General features: G+C 64.2%; 10 protein-coding genes. 9 read left to right on the plus strand and 1 reads right to left on the minus strand.

The window, feature by feature from the left end; genetic code table 11:
• Window positions 1-496: 496 nt before the first annotated feature.
• The 4 genes from TFU_RS03535 to TFU_RS03550 are packed head-to-tail and all read left to right on the plus strand — an operon-like array spanning window position 497 to window position 10,481.
• On the plus strand, window positions 497-4,282 hold the full coding sequence (locus TFU_RS03535; protein ID WP_011291156.1) for a hypothetical protein: 3,786 nt from the start codon (window positions 497-499) through the stop codon (window positions 4,280-4,282).
• The gene (pglZ, locus tag TFU_RS03540; protein WP_011291157.1) at window positions 4,279-7,023 is read left to right on the plus strand and encodes a BREX-2 system phosphatase PglZ; all 2,745 of its coding nucleotides are present in this window, start codon (window positions 4,279-4,281) and stop codon (window positions 7,021-7,023) included. Before TFU_RS03535 ends, pglZ begins: the two co-directional genes overlap by 4 nt.
• Window positions 7,024-8,349, plus strand: a complete 1,326-nt coding sequence (gene brxD, locus TFU_RS03545; protein ID WP_011291158.1) for a BREX system ATP-binding protein BrxD — start codon at window positions 7,024-7,026, stop codon at window positions 8,347-8,349.
• Window positions 8,346-10,481, plus strand: a complete 2,136-nt coding sequence (locus TFU_RS03550; RefSeq protein WP_011291159.1) for a DEAD/DEAH box helicase — start codon at window positions 8,346-8,348, stop codon at window positions 10,479-10,481. Before brxD ends, TFU_RS03550 begins: the two co-directional genes overlap by 4 nt.
• Window positions 10,482-10,633: 152 nt before the next feature.
• On the opposite strand, the gene TFU_RS03555 is transcribed toward TFU_RS03550, so the two are convergent.
• On the minus strand, window positions 10,634-11,227 hold the full coding sequence (locus TFU_RS03555; protein ID WP_152436222.1) for a hypothetical protein: 594 nt from the start codon (window positions 11,225-11,227) through the stop codon (window positions 10,634-10,636).
• A gap of 1,245 nt (window positions 11,228-12,472) precedes the next feature.
• Between TFU_RS03555 and TFU_RS03560 the strand changes: the two genes are divergently transcribed.
• The 5 genes from TFU_RS03560 to TFU_RS03580 all read left to right on the plus strand — a co-directional run bounded on the left by TFU_RS03560 (window position 12,473) and on the right by TFU_RS03580 (window position 18,769).
• On the plus strand, window positions 12,473-14,023 hold the full coding sequence (locus TFU_RS03560) for an exonuclease domain-containing protein (RefSeq protein ID WP_011291161.1): 1,551 nt from the start codon (window positions 12,473-12,475) through the stop codon (window positions 14,021-14,023).
• 271 nt (window positions 14,024-14,294) lie between these two features.
• On the plus strand, window positions 14,295-15,218 hold the full coding sequence (locus tag TFU_RS03565; RefSeq protein ID WP_016188304.1) for a DNA-processing protein DprA: 924 nt from the start codon (window positions 14,295-14,297) through the stop codon (window positions 15,216-15,218).
• 623 nt (window positions 15,219-15,841) lie between these two features.
• A complete protein-coding gene (locus TFU_RS03570; protein WP_234351641.1) occupies window positions 15,842-16,786 on the plus strand; it encodes an ABC-three component system protein in 945 nt (314 codons plus the stop codon).
• Window positions 16,783-17,043, plus strand: a complete 261-nt coding sequence (locus TFU_RS03575; protein WP_011291164.1) for an ABC-three component system middle component 6 — start codon at window positions 16,783-16,785, stop codon at window positions 17,041-17,043. Before TFU_RS03570 ends, TFU_RS03575 begins: the two co-directional genes overlap by 4 nt.
• A complete protein-coding gene (locus TFU_RS03580) occupies window positions 17,033-18,769 on the plus strand; it encodes an ABC-three component system protein (RefSeq protein WP_011291165.1) in 1,737 nt (578 codons plus the stop codon). The genes TFU_RS03575 and TFU_RS03580 overlap by 11 nt, the downstream gene beginning before the upstream one ends.
• Window positions 18,770-19,137 lie beyond the last annotated feature (368 nt).

Below are 19,137 nucleotides of genomic sequence, written 5' to 3' on the forward strand. Positions count from 1 at the left end.
GAACGTCCTTGGACTCATCTGGAAACGGCAGATGGGCTTTTGAAAAGGCATAAAGCACCGGAAAAGATGGTGTTTCCGCTCTAGGGTCTAGATGACAGTCCACGCAGGAACGGATGGTCTGGGAGACGACTGTTCACATAGTGGGATACTCGCGGGCTCCCACCGGGACAGAGCTCGCAGCTATTGCGTCTCTGGTCCCTGGGGGCAACTTCCGAATTGCCCAGAAGCCGCTGGGTCCGTGTCTCTTGCAGGTACCAGTGTTTGCCGGAACCTCGTGACCGGAGCACCGCCAACAGAGCTATTGATGAAATCGTCGTTAACACATAAACTGGGGTGCGTTTCCGCTTTCGGACTTGTTGACACGGCCACGACAGACCGCGGACACCGCCACCAGTGACAGTCGTACCCTTGAGAGAAGTGCTGAACGGGGTCGGCGGCTCCCACCGGTCACCTGCGGCATACATCCCCTGAAATGCGAGAAGGGTTTCATACGGCGATGACGACATCCCACCCTGCCGCCAGCGGCAAGCGGTTCATCGGCGACCTCATCGAAATCCCCGAAGCGATCCACGACGGCGACCTCGTCTTCAAGGTCTCCGAAGGGACCGGGGGGGTCGACGAGGAGAAACAAGCCCAAGCGATCCGCGACTACGTCGTCACCCCACAGCTCGCCCGCAACTTCGACGAAGCCCTCACCACCATCAAAGGTGCGCTCGCCAAAGGCCAGTCCCGCGCCACCTACCTCAACGGGTCCTTCGGCTCCGGTAAAAGCCACTTCATGGCGGTCCTCCACGCCATCCTCCGCCACGACCCTGTCGCCCGCGGCCTGCCGCGGATGCCCGACATCCTCGCCAAACACGACGACTGGCTGGCAGGCAAGAAATTCCTGCTCGTCGCCAGCCACCTCGTCGACGCCGAATCCATCGAAGCCGCCATCCTCGGCGGATACGTGCGCACCGTGCGCCGCCTCCACCCAGATGCCTCCGTCCCACCCGTCTACCGGGCCGACGGACTGCTCGCCGACGCACGGGAACTCCGCGCCCGACTCGGCGACGAAAAATTCATCGCAGACCTGCCGAACCCTAGAGGAGCCACGGCATCCAGTGGATGGGGCAACACGCCCTGGGCTGCTCACTCGTGGACTTCTGAAAAACTCGACGAAGCCTTCAACGTTCCCGCCGGAACCACCGACCCTGAACAGGCCCGGCTCCGCAACAACCTGATCAGCGCCCTCCTCGGCAGCCACTTCAAACGCTACGCCGACGTCGTCCACGGCAAAGGCGAAGCCTTCGTCACCCTCGACGAAGGCCTGTCCCTCATCAGCCGCCACGCTAAAGAAGAACTCGGCTACGACGCTGTCGTCCTCCTGCTTGACGAGCTGATCCTGCGCTTCACCCGATTCCTCGGCGGCGACGAGGCACGCATCAACGCCGAAGCGCAGAAAATGTCCAAGCTGGTGGAATCCTCCGAGTCCTACCGGCCCGCCCCCATCATCAGCTTCGTGCCCCGCCAGCGTGACCTGCGCGACCTCGTCGGCACCAACGTCACCGGCGCCACCGGCGGCCTGTTCGACACCCTCAAATACTGGGACGGCCGCTTCGGCCACATCAAACTCGACGACAGCAACCTCAGCGAAGTCGTACGGCACCGGCTGCTGCGCCCCAAGAACTCTGAGGCTGCCGCGGAAATCAGCGCCGCCTTCGAGCGCATGGTCAACACCCGCCCCGAAGTGCGCGACACCCTCCTCGACTCGTCCGGCGGGGAAGCCGACACCTGGGACGACTTCCGCGCCCTCTACCCGTTCAGCCCGGCACTGCTGCACGTCATGGTCGACCTGTCCGCGGCCCTGCAACGCCAGCGCAGCGCCCTCAAACTCATGCAGCAGCTGCTCATCGACCACCGCACCACCCTGCCCGTCGGCCAGCTCGTGCCGCTCGGCGCCATCCTCGACGTGCTCGTTGCGGGGGAAGACAAACCCTTCCACGACCGGCTCAGCGTCGAATACGAGAAAATCCGCAACTTCTACCGCGACAAGGTGCGGCCCTGGCTGCTCAGCCGCCACAAACTCACCGAAGAAACCGCAGCCAACCTCGACGTGCGCAACCCGTTCCGCGCCGAAGACCTGCTGGTCAAAACCATGCTGCTGGCGGCCCTCGTGCCCAACGTGCCCGCGCTCAAAGAAATCACCGTCAGCCGGATGATCGCCCTCAACCACGGCATCATCCCCGCGCGACGCACCGGACAAGACATCGCGCGGACCGCCGCGTTCTTCCGGGAACTCAGCGCCCAATTCGGTGAAGTCCGCGTCGGCCCCGGCGACAACCCCACCATCAGCCTCAACCTGCTGCGCGTCGACACCGAATCCCTCATGCGCAGCAGCTACCACGCCGCCAGCGACCAGGCCATGCGGCGGCTGTTCAAACGCCTCCTGTGGGAAGAACTGGGCCTCGAACCGGACGCCACCCGCACCCACATCCTGTGGCGCGGCACCCTGCGCACCGTGGAACTCGACTTCGGCAACGTCAGGTCCGAAGACTCCCTCATGCGTCAGCGGTTCGAACCGGAAGACCCCGCGGCGATCCGGATCGTCATCGACTACCCCTTCGACGAAGGCACCCACAGCCCGGCCGAAGACCGGCAGCGCGTCCAGGTGCTCCGCGAAGAATTCGACAACCCGCCCGCCACCCTCGTCTGGCTGCCGCACTTCCTCTCCGAAAGCCGGCAACAGGACGCGCGACGGCTCCTCATGATGGAATACCTGCTCCAAGACGGCGTTATTGAAGAAAAAGCGCCCGACTGGAGCTCCGACGACCGCCGCGAGGCCTACAACCAGATCGACAACCAGGCCACCCAGCTTCGGGAACGGCTCCGCGGCCTGCTGCGCAGCCTCTACGGGGCCACCGAACCCGACGACACCGAAGTCGGCGAACGGGTCACCCAACACGTTGAAGCGTTCCTGCCCAACGTGGACATCGCCATCGAAGCGGGTAGCCAGCTCCGCGACGCCCTCCAACGCCTCGCCGGGAAACTCCTCGACCACCTCTACCCCGAACACCCCGACTTCACTGCGACCAGCGGGGCCCGGCGGGAAGTGCGCCGCAGCGACCTCAACGCGGTCCTCCACGCTGTGGAGAAAGCCAAAGCCGACAGGTTGCAGCGCTACGAGCCGGAAAACAAAAACGAGATCCAGGCGCTGCGGCGCGTCGCGCAACCGCTGAACCTCGCCACAGTCAGCGAAGTATTCGTGCTCCGCGATACGTGGCTGACCGCGCTCGACGACGCGGCGCGCACCGAATACGCCGACATCACCGACATCAAAGTCCGCGACCTGAAGAAGTGGATCCGCGAACGCGGCGACGGCAAAGGACTCCCCGACGACATCGTCGACCTGCTCGTCCTCGTCTACGCGATCCAATCCGACCGGGCATGGATCCGTGCGGGCAGACGCTACACCCAGGTCGCGATCGGCAGCCTGGAAGGCGACATTGTGCTGCGCCGCCAGCCCTTGCCCTCGGAAGAGGACTTCGCGATCGCCAACCAGCGGGCCAAACTGCTGTTCGGCCTGGAACCCCAGCCTGTCCGCAACGCGCGGGCCGTGCAGCGGCTTGCTGAACAGCTCAAAGAAAAAAGCGTTGACTGGTTTGCCGCTACCGAGAGTCTGCTGAGCCAGCTCCAGCGGCACACCGAGATGCTCGAACTTGACGAAGAAGCCCCGCGGCTGCGCACCGCGAACATCACCTACGACCTGCTAGGACAGATCCGCGGCCAAACCGAAGACAGCACGCTGATCACCGCACTCGCCCGCGCCGACCTGCCCGGAGACGCTGCTGTCTACAAGGTCAGCATGGAAACCGCTGCCAACGTGGCGGCAGCACTCGACGGCGCGCACTGGAAGTTCCTTCGCACCCTGGAGAAAATCGCCAAAGGCGCAGGCGAGCACGCCCCGGAGGCTAGGAGACTACTGCAAGAGCTCAGAACAGTAGCGCGCCACAACGAGCAGCAAAAGAAGCTCGCCACCGCGCTCGACCAGATCACCGGCGAGGCGATCGCGCTTATCGAAAAAAGCGTTGACCCCTCCACTCCCGGCGGTGAAAAGAAGGACGACTTCTCTGGCCCCAGACCGGTCACGCCTCCTCCGCCGCCTTCCTACACCAACGCCGAAACCACCATCCGGGTGTCACCCGGCGAGGACCCGGCCGCGGCCGTCGCTAACCTGCGCAGCAGGCTCAACATCCCTGAAGACACCGAACTTGAGATCATCGTGCGGGTGGTGCGCCGATGACCACTGCCACGACAACCGTTCCGCCCGTCACCGTTGACGCGGTCCGCGGCGCGCTCCGGCGCGCCCTCAAACGCCAGCAGCGGCGCGCAGAACGCGACCCCGCCGCGGCCCACGCCCGCGCGGTCGCCCTGCGTGCCGCCCCCCAATGGGCGGGACCCGACGAAATCACCGTGGACCACGACGGGCGCCACGTGAACGCCCGCGTCGTCCCCGCACCCACCGTGCTGGCGCTGCTCGCCGAACTCAGCCGGCCCCGAGACGCCGAATACCTGGTGCTCCTCACCCCATGCACCACCCAAGAACTCGGCAACACCCTGCTCTCCCGGCTCGTCGGGCAAGAAGTCTTCACCGTCAACAACTGGGAACTAGTCCTCGACCAGCTCGACCTGCGCCACCTCGACCCGCGCCTCTACTCCCGGGAATGGGCGTGGCTCGCCAACGCCCTCTACGACATCAGCCTCGGAACCGAGTGGCGGAAAAGCAGCACCATCCTCAAACTCGACGACGCCCTCCACCGGGTCGCTGCGGCCCGCTTCGGCTACGAGGACGCTGACCGGCTTGACGCGGCCGCACTCCTCGACTGGACCCGCGACCCTGCCCGCATCACCCAATACACGTCCCTGCCCGAAGAAGAACGCGTCGGGCTCCGCCACGCCCTTGAACAGCACATCGGCGCGGTCGCCACCGTCGTCTTCCGCCTCCTCGACCGGCAGCAGATCTCCGACACGCTGCCGCTCGGACTCGTCTTCCGCGAACTCCTCGACCCCGCCAACAGCAGCCTGCCCGGTGTGACCGAGACACGCATCCGCATCGAAGAACGCTTCCTCGGCGCACCCCCGCCCAGCCTCGACGAACTGCGCCGATTCGCAGACAACTGCGAAGCCGCGCTGCTCCGCCTCATGGACGGTGCGGAACACGACACCGCCATCAGCGCCAGCAGGCGGGCCGAAGAAATCCTCGCCGCCGTCGGCGCGGACGCGGTCGCCAACAACAGCCAACTCCTCGCCAGCGGACTCCACGCCCGGCTCGCCACGCTCGGCGAACACATCAGCGAACTCCTCCACCCCGGCAAAGACGATCCGCAACCCCGCGACCTGGGGCACGTCGAAGAAGCATTCACCCGAGTCCGCGACCACCGGCGCTGCGACCCCACCGCCCCCGAATTCGTGGGCGCGCTCAACGCGGTCCGCCTGCTCCGCTGGCTCGCCACCGACCCAGCACCCCCCACCACCGTCGCCGACGGGGTCGCCTCCCACATGGCCGTCACCGCGTGGGTGGACCGTGCCGCCAGCGCCCTATACACCTCCGCCACCGACAACCCGGCGCTCAGCGAGGCCTACCAGCGGCTCTACACGCGCGTCCGGGAACGGCGCGCCCGCATCGACGAAGCATTCGCCCGCCGTGTCGCCGCGTGGACCGAAGTGTCCTCGCACACCGACGAACTGCTCCTCGCCGAAAACCTCCTCAAACGGATCGCTGTCCCCGTCGCGAAACAGCAAGCCCCGCTCATCATCCTGCTCGACGGGATGAGCGCCGAAGTCGCCGTGCAACTCGGGGAAGACATCGCCGCCAGCGGACAATTCATCGAAGTCGCCCGCAGCGACCGGGGACGGGAAGGAGCACTCGCCACCCTGCCGTCCATCACCACCTGCTCGCGGGCCTCCCTGCTGTGCGGCACCCTCACCACCGGCGGGCAGAGCGACGAACGCGCCGGATTCGCCGCCTTCTGGCGGAAAGCCGCCGCCGGAGCCCGCCCCAGCGCCCTCTTCTACCAGCGGGAACTCGCCACCGGCCCCGGGGACCGGCTGCCCGCCGACGTCGAGGCGGCCATCGACGACACCGAACAGGTCGTCGCCGTCGTCCTCAACATCGTCGACGACTCCCTCGCCACCGGCCGGGAAAGCGACACCGCGACCTGGCGGGTCCACCGCATCGGGAAACTCCGCACCCTCCTCGACACCGCGCACCGCGCCCACCGGCCCGTCATCCTCGTCTCCGACCACGGCCACGTGTGGGACCGCGACGAAAACCGCAAAACCAGTGACGGGGAAGCCGCCCGCTACCGCACCGGCACCCCCCACGACGGGGAAATCCTCGTCACCGGCGACCGAGTGCTCGCCGGAGGCGGCAGCATCGTCGTCCCCTGGGACGAACGCATCCGCTACACCTCCCGCCGGGCCGGATACCACGGCGGCATCTCCACCGCCGAAATGGTCATCCCCGTGCTCGTGTTCCTCCCCGACAAAGAACTCCTCCCCGACAGGTGGGAAACCCTGCGGCCCACCCAGCACGAACCCGCCTGGTGGAACCAGTCCATCGCCACCCGCCTTCCCGACGACACCACACCCACCCCGAGACGGGCTACACGCGCCCCCGCCGTCGACGACGACAACGCGCTCATCAGCCGCGCCGAAGTCGTGCGCAGCCTCGGCCAGCGGATCGTCGACACGGCCGTGTTCGCCGACGTCCACCAGCAAATCCCCAAGAGTCCGCCCAAGGAAGAAATCGCGGCCGTCATCGACACACTCGCCGAAGTCGGAGGCGACCGGCCCCGCCTGCCCGTCGAACGCGTCGCTGAAGCCGCTGGGAAAGAACCCTTCCGCGCGGCACGATTCCTGAAAATGGTGGCCAAAGTCCTCAACGTGGAAATGTTCCCGGTGCTCGTCCTCACCGACGCCGACCGAGCCGTGGAACTCAACATCCCGCTGCTTAAAGAACAATTCCCGGAAGGTGCCTCCTAGGTGAAAACCGTCAGCGCCGCCCGCCGCCGCGAAGTCCTCGACGCGCTCCGCCGCGGAACCGTGCCCCAAAACGGCCTCGACCTGTTCGCCGTCGGACTCGACCGGTACGAAACCGTGCTCGACGAGGAACTCGCCGCCGTAGGCGCGGGCAGCGCAAGCTTCAAAGCCGTCCGCGGCGAATACGGTTCCGGAAAAACCTTCTTCTCCCGCTGGCTCGCCGAACGCGCCAAACGCGCCGGCTTCGCCGTCACCGAAATCCAAATCTCCGAAACCGAAACCCCGCTGCACCGGCTCGAAACCGTCTACCGGCGGCTCACCGAACGCCTCGCCACCGCCACCCAGCCGCCCAGCGCCCTCCGAGAAATCGTCGACAACTGGGTCTACACCCTCGAAGAAGACGTCCTCGACCACGGCACTGTGCCCAGCGGCGACGAACACGCCCTCACCCAAGCCGTCGCGGAACTCCTCGAACAACGCCTCGCCGGAGTCGCCCGCAGCAGCCCCGCCGTGGCCCTTGCCCTCCGCGGCTACCACCGCGCCCAAGCCGAAGGGCAGCACGCCATCGCAGACGCGCTCGTCGCCTGGCTCGGCGGACAACCCAACGTGGCCGCCGCCGCGAAACGCTACGCCGGAATCAAAGGCGACCTCGACCACTCCGGGGCCCTCGCTGCCCTCCAAGGCCTCCTCACCCTGCTCCGCGACTGCGGCCACCCTGGGCTCCTCATCGTCCTCGACGAACTCGAAACCCTGCAACGCGCCCGCTCCGACACCCGCGACAAAGCCCTCAACGCGCTCCGCCAACTCATCGACGAAATCACCGCCGGCCGCTTCCCCGGCCTCTACCTCGTCATCACCGGCACCCCCGCCTTCTACGACGGGCCGCAAGGCGTGCAACGCCTCGCCCCCCTCGCCCAACGGCTCGCCACCGACTTCATGCCCGACCCGCGCCACGACAACCTGCGGGCCGTCCAAATCCGCCTCCCCAGCTTCGACCTCGACCGGCTCCACCAGCTCGGCACCACCGTCCGCGACCTGTACGCCAACGGAGCCGAAGCCCCCGACCGGATCCGCGCCCGCGTCGACAACACCTACATCCGCGACCTCGCCCAAGCCGTCGCCGGAGAACTCGGCGGCCGTGTCGGAGTAGCCCCCCGCCTCTTCCTCCGCAAACTCGTCGACGTCATCGACCGGGTCAACGACATCCCCGACTTCGACCCGCGCATCCACTACCAGCTGACCGTGCGCGCCAGCGACCTCACCGAAACCGAACGCAACACCTGGACCCCGCGCGCCGCATCCGCCGATGAGGTAGAACTCAGCCTGTGACCGCCCCCACCAGCTTCGACCTGCTCCACCCCACCCTCGCCTACCACGTCGCCAACACCCTCGGCTGGCCCACGCTGCGCCCCCTCCAGCGGGAAGCCCTCGCCCCCCTCATCAACGGCGACGACGCGGTCCTGCTCGCCCCCACCGCGGGCGGCAAAACCGAAGCCGCTGTGTTCCCCCTGCTCACCGCCATGGCCAACCAGCAGTGGGACCGCGTCTCCGTGCTCTACGTGTGCCCGCTCAAAGCCCTCCTCAACAACCTGCTGCCCCGCCTCCAGGGCTACACCGGCTGGCTCGGCCGCACCGCCGCCCTCTGGCACGGCGACGTCACCGCCGCGGCCCGGCAGCGCATCCTCCGCACCCCGCCCGACGTGCTGCTCACCACCCCCGAATCCATCGAAGCCATGCTGGTGAGCACCACCGTCGACCACCGCGCCCTCCTCGGCAACGTCCGCGCCGTCATCGTCGACGAAGTCCACGCATTCGCCTCCGACGACCGCGGCTGGCACCTGCTCGCCGTCCTCGAACGCCTCACCCGGCTGTCCCAACGGCCCCTGCAACGCGTCGGCCTCTCCGCCACCGTCGGCAACCCGCACGACCTCCTCACCTGGCTGCAAGGCAGCAACGCGGGCAACCGCCCCGGCCGCGTCATCGCCCCCGGTGTGCCCCGGGTCAGCCCAGCCGCAGCGAAAAACGGGCCACCACCCGGCGAAGTCGAACTCGACTACGTGGGCTCCCCCGAGAACGCCGCCACTGTCATCGCCGCCCTCCACCGCGGCGAAAAACGCCTCGTCTTCTGCGACTCGCGGCAACTCGTCGAACGCATCGGCGCGGCCCTCCGCGCCAAAGGCGTCACCGTGTTCCTCTCCCACGCCTCCCTGTCCGTCGACGAACGCCGCCGCGCCGAACAAGCCTTCGCGGAAGCCCGCGACTGCGTCATCGTCGCCACCAGCACCCTCGAACTCGGCATCGACGTCGGCGACCTCGACCGGGTCATCCAAATCAACGCGCCCGCCACCGTCGCATCCTTCCTGCAACGCATCGGCCGCACCGGGCGCCGCCCCGACACCACCCGCAACTGCCTGTTCCTCGCCCTCAACGACATGGGCTTGCTCGGCGCGGCCGGGCTCCTCCACCTGTGGGGACAGCATTGGGTGGAACCCGTGCACCCCACCCCCGAACCCCGGCACATCGTCGCCCAACAACTCCTCGCCCTCAGCCTCCAAGAACCCAAAGTCGGAGAACGGCTGTGGACGGAATGGTGGAACGGGCTCGCACCCTTCACTGAAGGGGAGCCGATCCTCGCCCACCTGCTCCGCGAAGGATTCCTCACCAGCGACAACGGCATGCTCATCGTCGGCCCCGAAGCGGAACGCCGCTTCGGGCACCGGCACTTCGCGGAACTCACCAGCGTGTTTACGGCCCCGCCCGAATTCACCGTGCTGCACGGCCGCACCGAAATCGGCCGCACCAACCCGGCGCTGCTGTCCGCAGCCGAACCCGGGGAAGGGCCGCGGCTGCTCCTGCTCGCCGGCCGCAGCTGGGCTGTGACCGGAGTCGACTGGAAACGGCGCCGCTGCTACGTGGAACCCGCAGACAGCGGGGAAGGACGAGCCCGCTGGGACTCTGGGACTGTGCTCGGCTGGTCGTTCGAACTAGCGCGGGCCGTGCGCGACGTGCTTCTCGGCACGGATCCACCCGTGAAACTGACCCGACGTGCCGTCGACGCTTTAACGCACGCCCGAGACCGGCACGCCGACCACGTGCACCCCGACGGCACCGTCATCACCCGCAGCAACGGGGAACTGCGCTGGTGGACGTGGGCGGGCACGCGCGCCAACCTCACCCTGCGCGCCACCCTCAGCGGGATTGTTGACCCGGGCCAGCAGGTCCGCGACACCCACCTGCGGTTGAGCGGGGACGTGGACCGGACCCGGTGGCGGGCCATCCGCACGGCTGCCGCCGAGCGCATCGTGCTGCCCGAAGTCGACGACAAAGCCCTGCACGGGCTGAAATTCACCGCAGCGCTCCCTCGCCACCTCGCCGAACGCACGCTGGCCGCCCGGCTCGCCGACGTTGCAGGGGCACGGACTGCGCTCACCGAACCCACTCGGTTCGTCGTGGGGGAGTAGGCCCTCAGGCTGTGCGATGGGTCCGTTCTTCGCCCGGCGCGACCAGGGGAGCGAGGGGCCTGCGGCTGTGCTCCTTTTCTCGAGCGTGGGTGGCTGCTGCGGAAGGCGAAGGCCGCAGCGAACCCCGCTGGTCTGGTACCGCGTTGGGGTGATCACTCTTCCTGAGTGAGAAGCTGCGCTGTTTCCGGAGGCCCGTAACGTCCCGTACCGGGATGGAAGACGACGTCGTCGCGGAAACAGTAGTAGAGCTGGTGCCAGTTTTCCAGCTCCCGAGCGTGCTTCTCCCTGTTCTTATGCAAATAGTTTTTTCTTAGCACTACAAAAGCTACGAGAGAGGCTCCTGCCAAGAAGGTGGTGACGCCGTAGAAGGATCCCGCGAAAAGGAACATGATGGCAAGGCCGGAGAGAATGCTGGAGATCCATCCTTTGAGGCTAAAGAGGCTCTTCAAGATGCCTCTTTCCCACTCTTTGGCCATAATAAATATGCATACAACAAGAACGACGGGTACCCCTGTCAAGAATCGGATGAAATCCGGTCCGAAAGCTGCGAGGGCGTAGATGGCCCCTATGAATATGAGGCATCCGGGGGGATCCCAGGGGTGCTCGTAAGAAAGCTGGGAAGCAAGACTGTTCTGAGAGAAATGCCTCACAGAATAGGAGCTGTCCCCCACCCACCCGGTGGTGTACCCCGTCGTGCTTCCTGACCCTACAATCGACGACACTTTTCTTATCTGGTCGTTGTTCAAGCAGACCGGGCATTGGATCACGGCGGTCCTCCGCTGATCACTGCAGGTTGACTCGCGCTCGCAGACTTCTCTCAGAGCACATGATTCACCGCGGGTTTACAGCACCCGGACTCTGCGGATCAGTCCGGAAGGCGAAATAGAACTGAGGGCGCGGAAAATCAAAGAATCAAGCCGCGTATGAGTACTGAGCACGCGTCGACCATGCGAGACCCCCTCATCGCCGAGAGCGGACTGTCCCCCTGTGTCCTGCTGTCGCAGTGCTACCTGCTTTTTACCACACCGAAGACAAGAAATGCACGAGGAGAAAGAGATTGTAGGCCTATGGAAAAGGAAGCTAATGCCAAGTTGCCAACTTTTCTTTTCTGCTTTTCGTGGTGATCGGTAGAGGCCCTCGTGCCGCTGCCGCTGTTCAGGTCAGGGAAATATCCGCTTCGACGGGTTGCGTTCTTTTGTTTCTGGAAAATCCTTTCCTGGCGGGCTGTATGGTGGACACAGAAGGAGCATCCGCTTCGGTGTGCGGCGGGACCGGTGGCGTCTTCCCGCAGCCAGCAGAAGTACGCAGACACTGTCCGCTACGCCACCGCGGGCCCGGCATCCCGCAGGGGCACTCCCAGAGCAGTCAAGCCCGCCTCGAGCGCCAGGAGGAGACGGCCACTTGGGGGAGCAGGCTCGAACAGCGGGCAGCCAGTCGAAGCCTCACGCCACAGACAGCGCAACCAGAAGAAGCGAGGATCGAGGGCGAGTGCACACAGGGGGAAAGGCCGCAAACCCGTCATGGAAACCGGTTAGTCACCCACGACCGCTGCGTTTGATCAACGACTCTCAACAGCGGTGGAAACCCCTGTTCGGAATATAAGAAAAAGCGCAACAACCGTTCCCTGATTCAGTGCGAATTCAGGCCCGAATGCTATCGGGCGCTGCAATCACCGTCCGAAGGCAGAACAGATAATCCGTCATTATTACGCGCCCAGGAAAACAGGAGAAGAACCCCCTATCCCAGGACCTTGCCTGAATCCACAGCCAGCACCCGCTCAAGACCTCGTCCAGCAAACAAGACGAACAGTATCCTGACCGACTCTGCTGCCAGTACTGAAAGCTCACGCTACTGCACGCAGCGCAAAAGGAACAGGCGTTCGGGAATCAAATGCCCGCTCCACAAAATTAGGGAATTTCCGGCACTTCTCTTCAAAAATTCTGCGGTGTGGGACATCGTAGCAAAGGCATACAGTTCTCCGGAGGTTCCCCATGGTGTTCCACTACGGGCGACTCACCCGACGCGGCGGACTCGACCCCCGCACGCTCACCTACGCGGTCCTCGACCTCGAAACCACCGGCCTCAACCCCAAGCGAGGAGCCCGCGTCTGCGAAATCGCCGTCGTACGCATGCGCGGCGACGGCACCGTCCTCGACGAATACTCCACCCTCGTTAACCCTGGATCCTCGATCCGCAACTCGGCATTCCACGGCATCACCGACACCTGGGTGAAAACCGCGCCCAGCTTCGACCAAGTCGCCGGCGACCTCCTCGCCTACCTCGACGGCGCCATCGTTGTCGGCCACAAACTCGACTTCGAAGAAAAATTCCTCGCCGCCGAATTCGCCCGCCTCGGTGTTCCCCTCACCGGCATCCCCGGACTCTGCACCCTCGTCGCCGCCCGCTACCAACTCGACCGCTATGGCTACCGCCTCGCCCACCTCCACCACCTCCTCACCGGCCGGTGGCCCACCGCGGAACACAGCGCACTCGGCGACGCCCGGTCCCTCGCCGCTGTCCTCACCGAACTCATCAACGCCGCTCCCCAACCCCTCCACTGGGACGGACCAACCCCCGCGCCCCTCCCGCAACTACCCCGCACCCGCATCATCGCCCCCCGCGCCGCCGCACTCCGCAAAGGCAGCGAAGGCTGGCTCGCCACCCTCACCGCACGGCTCCCCCTCATGGTCGACTCGCCTCCGCCCCGGTCCGAGGCTCTCGACGACTACCAGGCGATGCTCGCCCACGCCCTCTCCGACGGCCGCGTCGTCGGCGAAGAAGCCGAACAACTCGCCCTGCTCGCCTCCCGCGCCGGACTCACCCAAGAAACCGCGCGCGGCGTCCACGGAGAATTCCTGCTCCGCGCCCGCGACCGGGCTGAAGCCGACGGCGTCGTCACCGCAGCAGAACTCCGCGAACTCCAACGCGCCGCGAAAAACCTCGCAGTCAGCCACCTCATCAGCGACCTCGAAGAAGCCGCTGCAGCCGAAAAAGCACGCCGCAACGGGCCCCTGAAAGGCTGGCGGATCCTCCCCGTCGGCGAAGGCAAAGAACTCACCGACGTCATGGACTACGCGGTTGACCACGGCGCGAAAGTCGCCGCGAACGTCACCAAGACCGTCCGGCTCGTCATCGCCCCCGACGGCGTAGAAACCACCAAAACCGCGCAGGCCAGGGAACGAGGAGTCCCCATCCTCACCCCCAAAGAAGCCTGGACCCTGCTCAGCGCCGAAGTCGAACAGAAGCAGCGCGGGGCAGCACTCGTCGCCGACACGCGGGCTGGGGACGTGGCTGCGCGCATCGCCGCCGAGCAAGCCCACGAACAGGCCGGGGAAACCACCAACGAATGGCACCAGTTCTGGCGCCCCCGCGAACTGACCGACGCCGAATACCGGGTCAAGTTCGTCGACCGGTTCGCCGACGAAACAGCACCGGTCTTCACCTCGAGCAAAACCACGCAAAACGGAGGATGCGCCGGGGCGATCCTGCTCCTCGCAACCCTCGCCGGTGCTGCGGGCACGGTGCCGGGCCTGGTCGGTTGAGCCTGGCTTCACACGTCCTCGCTGGCCGCACGTGGACGGCGTATGCGGCCAGCGAGGACCGCATAGCCGGGGGAGTCAGCGGTTCCGCTCACCGGAACAGCAGCATCAACCAGGCTGCTGGCCCTCCCACAGTGAAGGGAAAACGGCATGTCTCTGGTGGGAGCTATGTTCTCGCTGACATGGCTAGGACCACATTGGCGGAGTAAGCGGATGGGAGGGCGGTTCCGTGCCAGTCTCCGATCCTCAACAGGAACGCTCCCATCGAACCGCTATGCAGCAACGTGAAGAACGGGCCGCCCTGTTCGCTCTGCTCCTCGCCAAGCGCACCGCGTGGTCGAAGATCGTGGAGGAGATCCTCGACGCGGACAGCGTACGGGCCGTCCTAGAGAAGACTTTCCGGACGCGGAACATGCCCTGCGGCACCGAAGACAGTCCACTTGAGCGTGCGATCGCCAAAGCCCGAGCTTTGCTGGACCAGTGTGCCTCGCACGGAGTCGGTGTCCACGCCTTTTGGGAGGACCACTATCCAGCGGCGCTCCGCGAAATCCACGAAATGCCTCCAGTGGTCTTCACCAAAGGCGCAGTCGCCCATGACCGTCGTGCCGTCGCCGTTGTCGGACCGCGCAGACCGTCCCCGCGAGGCCGAGCAATCGTGAGCGGCGTCGCCGAAGCGCTCGTCGAGCGGAACATCACAGTCGTCAGCGGACTGACAGCGGGGGTCGACACGGTGGCGCACACTGCTGTCCTCCGCCGAGGAGGCAGGACTGTGACTGTGCTTGGAACTGGGATCAACCACTACCGCCCGCGGGGCAGCCGGAAGCTCCAGCAGGAAACCGCTGAGCGGGGGATGGTACTCAGCCCATTCCTCCCCGACACCCCTGCCGCACGGGAAAACCTCACACTGCGAACCGCGGTGATGAGCGGTTACGCGGCCGCCACCATTGTTGTAGAGGCTGGAGAACACAGCAGTGCGCGCGCCCAAGCGCACATCGCACTCCGCCACGGGAGGCCGGTGATCTTCACCCAGGAACTCCTGGCCAACCAGTGGGCCCGGGAGCACAGCGAACGTCCCGGAGTGTACGTGGCATCGGGGATAGCGGAACTGGTCGAAGTCGTGGACAGCATCCTCGCAGAGGCCACGATGACCGCCGATGAATTCATCGCTGCGCTGGAGACGTCGACATTTGACTGGTGAAGCTCGGTAATTCCAGATCTCATATGCAACAGGCCAGTTAAAGAAATGTGCATCAGAGTGGATAGAACTCTCTGTAACCTGTTGTCAAAAATCATTTGGATGTTCGGAGCGGGCTACTCCGCTGATCCATGATGCTTGAGAGCACGTGGCAGACTGGAGGCCGTATTTTTGAAGAAGGACATCCTGGACTTGCAGGATCATTAGAGTGCAAGATTTATTCGAAAGTTCTGGGTCGCGAGGTGGCTTTCCAGTTCTTGTGCTCTGATTCAAATATCTGGAACTAGGCCTCTCTCCTGGCGTCATGAGCCGGGGCTCGGAATTAACGAGAGCGAGAACCTTGTTCGCTCTCCTTGTTCCCGAAGGAAAGCACATGACAAACGCCAGGAAGACTTCTGTGCTCCAGAACTTCCCCTTAATTGGTCAATTGTGAGAACCATTCCTCGGGTAACCATCAATAGTAATCATTGGATTGATTCTAGATGAAGGGAGATGGGCCAGTGTACTGGCTTGCCAGGGTGCCCTGCTTCTCCTAAATGCCAAATAGGGCAAACCTATGGCAGCGGTCATAGTGCGCTTGGTAAAAAGGAGCGACAAACTCAGCAAGGCAGAAGTAGAGGACAGCGGTGGAGTCTTGGCAACGGTTTCTCGTGAGACCGATGGTGCGAGCAAAACTCAGCGAACTGCACGGCCAAGAGTTCGAGTCCTTTTTCCATGACTTGATGCAGCTTCGCTATCCCGACTTCGTGCCGGTTCGTACCCAGGGCCGTCTGGGAGACCGCAGCGCAGACGGGCTCACCATCAACGATCGGAAGCTCTACGCGTGCTACGCGCCGGAGACCTACAACGCGTCCGAGATCAGCAGGAAGTTCACCAAGGACCTCACCGGTGCTTTAGAGAAGCGCAGGGACGAGTTCGACACTTTCGTTTTCGTCCACAATGACCTCCGCGGCGTCGGGCCGGTGATCAGCTCAGAGATCAGCAAAGCCCGGAAGGACCACCCTTACCTCAAGTTCGAAGTGTTTGGAGCATGCCGTTTCATCCAGGAGGTCTGCAAACTCGACGTTTCGGACGTAGAGGACTTGCTTGGGCAGAGCCTTCCGGCGAAAGAGGTAGTCGTCGGCGTCGAGATGGAAGACCTCGCCCCGCTTCTCGCTGAACTAGGAAAACGGCGGATACAAGCAAGGCCGTCAGATGTGATCCTTCCCCCGCCGCGCAACAAGCTCGAATACAACGGATTCTCTCCGGACCTGCGGGACGAATTGATAAGCCGGATGAAGTACGTCCCCCTCGTCGAGGCCTACTACCAGCAACGGAACGACCCGTTTGAACGAGACAACACCGCTGCCGCCTTCCACGCCGAGTACCAGCGGATAAGCCAGGAATACTCGGATCCCGACGAGATCCTCTACCAGATGCAACAGTATGTTCTCGGCAATAAAGCTCCGACAAGAGAGGGGTACGTCAACGCACAGGTCATCTTGATGTACTTCTTCGGAGAGTGTGAGATCTTCGAAATCCCGCCGGAGGACTGGCAGCCGTCGAACGAGTACGCGGAGGTAGCAGGGTGATCACCCCGACAAAGGGCATCGCACCACAACGCGCTCTGCTTGCAGTCGGCGCGCAGATCCTGCTAGCCACGGAACACCAGCCCGTCACCGTCACCCAGGCGTGGCGGCGGCTCAAGAAGTGGCGAGCCGAGAACCGGCACACCTCCCCCATTCCCTTCTGGTGGTTCGTCCTGGCCCTCGACGTCCTCTACGCGTTGGGAGTGGTCGAACTCCGCAACGACATCCTTGTGTTCCGGGAGCGCCCCCATGCTGCGTGAACTCGGATCGGACGATCCCCGCTTCCGTACAGTCCGCTTCCGACCAGGGCTCAACCTGATCGTCGCGGATCGGACAGCAACCTCCACCCCTGACCAGAGCCGCAACGCCGTCGGCAAGACGAGCGTGGTGGAACTGCTGCACTTCTTGCTGGGGGCAGACAAAACCGGGATCAAGCTGATGGACGACAAAACCATCAGCCAAGCAACCTTCCGGCTCGACATGGACTGGCCGGGACAGGAAGACCCGATCCGAATCAGGCGGAGCGGCCGCAGCCCGAACGAGATCCTGCTGAACCCGGACATCACACAGGAGTCACACACCCTCTTCGAGGACGAAAAGCCCGTCACACTCAAAGAGTGGCGTGCTGCCATTGAACGAGACCTGTTCGGCATACGTCCCGAGGACAAAGGACTCAGCGGACGCATCCTGCTCAACCTCTACATGCGCCGTGAGGAGAAAGGTGGGTTCAAAGACGCCCTCAAACCTGCAGAGCGGACCTCCGCTCACCTGGTCACCACTAACCTGTCCTACTTGCTCGGAATGGACTGGAGGTTGGCCCGGCGTTACGTTGACCTTTCCGAGCGGGAGGCAACCAGAAGGAAACTCGTCGCTGCGCAGAAAGACCCTGTATGGGGCAAGATTGTCGGTTCGTCAGCGGAGCTGCGAGGACAGATTCGTACAGTCCAGCAGCGGGTCAACGAGCTGGAACAGCAGATCAACGAATTCAAGGTGGTTCCCGAATACGAAGAAATCCAACGGGAAGCCGACGAGGTCAACAGACGCATCCGCAAGCTCCGCAACGAGGAAGCCGTCCACCGCCGCAACCTGGAAGAACTGGAACAGGCCGTCACCGATGTCTACGAACCTGATGATCGCTACCTGGAGAGGGCCTACGCCGAACTCAACGTCATCCTCGGTGACCAGGTACGGGCACGCTTCGACCAGGTTAGGGAATTCCACCAAGCGGTAGTGCGTAACCGTCGGCACTACCTGCAAGAGGAGATCACCCAGCTCCGGGAGCGAATCAGGGCCAGTGAACAGGAGCGCGAAGAATTAGGTCGGCGACAGGCTGAACTCATGAGAATCCTGAACGAGGGCGGTGCTCTGGACACGCTCACCGTTTTGCAGAACGCTCTCGGCCAGGAACGCGCACGTCTTGAAGCGCTGCAACACCGGCTCGCCGCGGCGCAGGCCCTCGAGCAGAGCAAACGAGAGATCGACCGAGAAAAAGACCGGCTCGAAGAGGAGATGCAGATTGACATCGAAGAACGAGCCGAGGTCGAACAGCAGGCCCACGCCCTGTTCAGCTCATTCGTCCAAGAGCTCTACGGGAACGACCGCACGCCCTATCTCGCTTTCAAAGCACGCAAGAGCTCGCTGGACATCATCCTCCAGCTCGACAGTGACAGCAGCAGCGGCATCTCCAACATGAAGACCTTCTGCTTCGACCTGACCTGTGCGATCATCGCGCACCGAGAAGGACGCGGCCCAGACTTCTTGGTCCACGACAGTAAGCTCTACGACGGAGTCGATGAACGCCAGGTGTACCGGGCGTTGACGCTAGCCGCACGACTCATGGAAGACGAAGGCATGCAGTACGTCGTCACCATCAACTCCGACGACCTTGCCAAGGCCGAGAACCTCGGATTTGATCCGGATCCCTACGTCATCAAACCTCGCCTCAATGACACGCCCAGCGGTGGCCTCTTCGGTTTCCGGTTCTAGGGGATCTCCAAGCGGTCGCGGACCTACGACGGAGATCGATACCGCGGTGCATACGGCTGCTCTCTGCCGGGCGGGGCGATCGGACCGGACTCACCTCTGCTATCCGGGGAGCTGGTGTGCGTATCCATGCACGCCCTGCCTTTTGACCACGGACAACCGGTGATCTTCACCCGGGGGTTCCTGGCCAACCAGCGGGTCCGCGACTACAGCAAACTTCCCGAAGTGTTGTGGCATCATCGTGGCCAGCATTCCTGCGGTCCGATGAACGCCGCCGAGTTCATCCTCGTGGGTCAAACCCCCTCAGCGAGCAAAGCGCAATTCCTGCAGCTCCGGGCTCAAACAGGCAGAGTGGTTGATTCCCTGGGTTA

Source organism: Thermobifida fusca YX, from assembly GCF_000012405.1.
Lineage (GTDB): Bacteria > Actinomycetota > Actinomycetes > Streptosporangiales > Streptosporangiaceae > Thermobifida > Thermobifida fusca.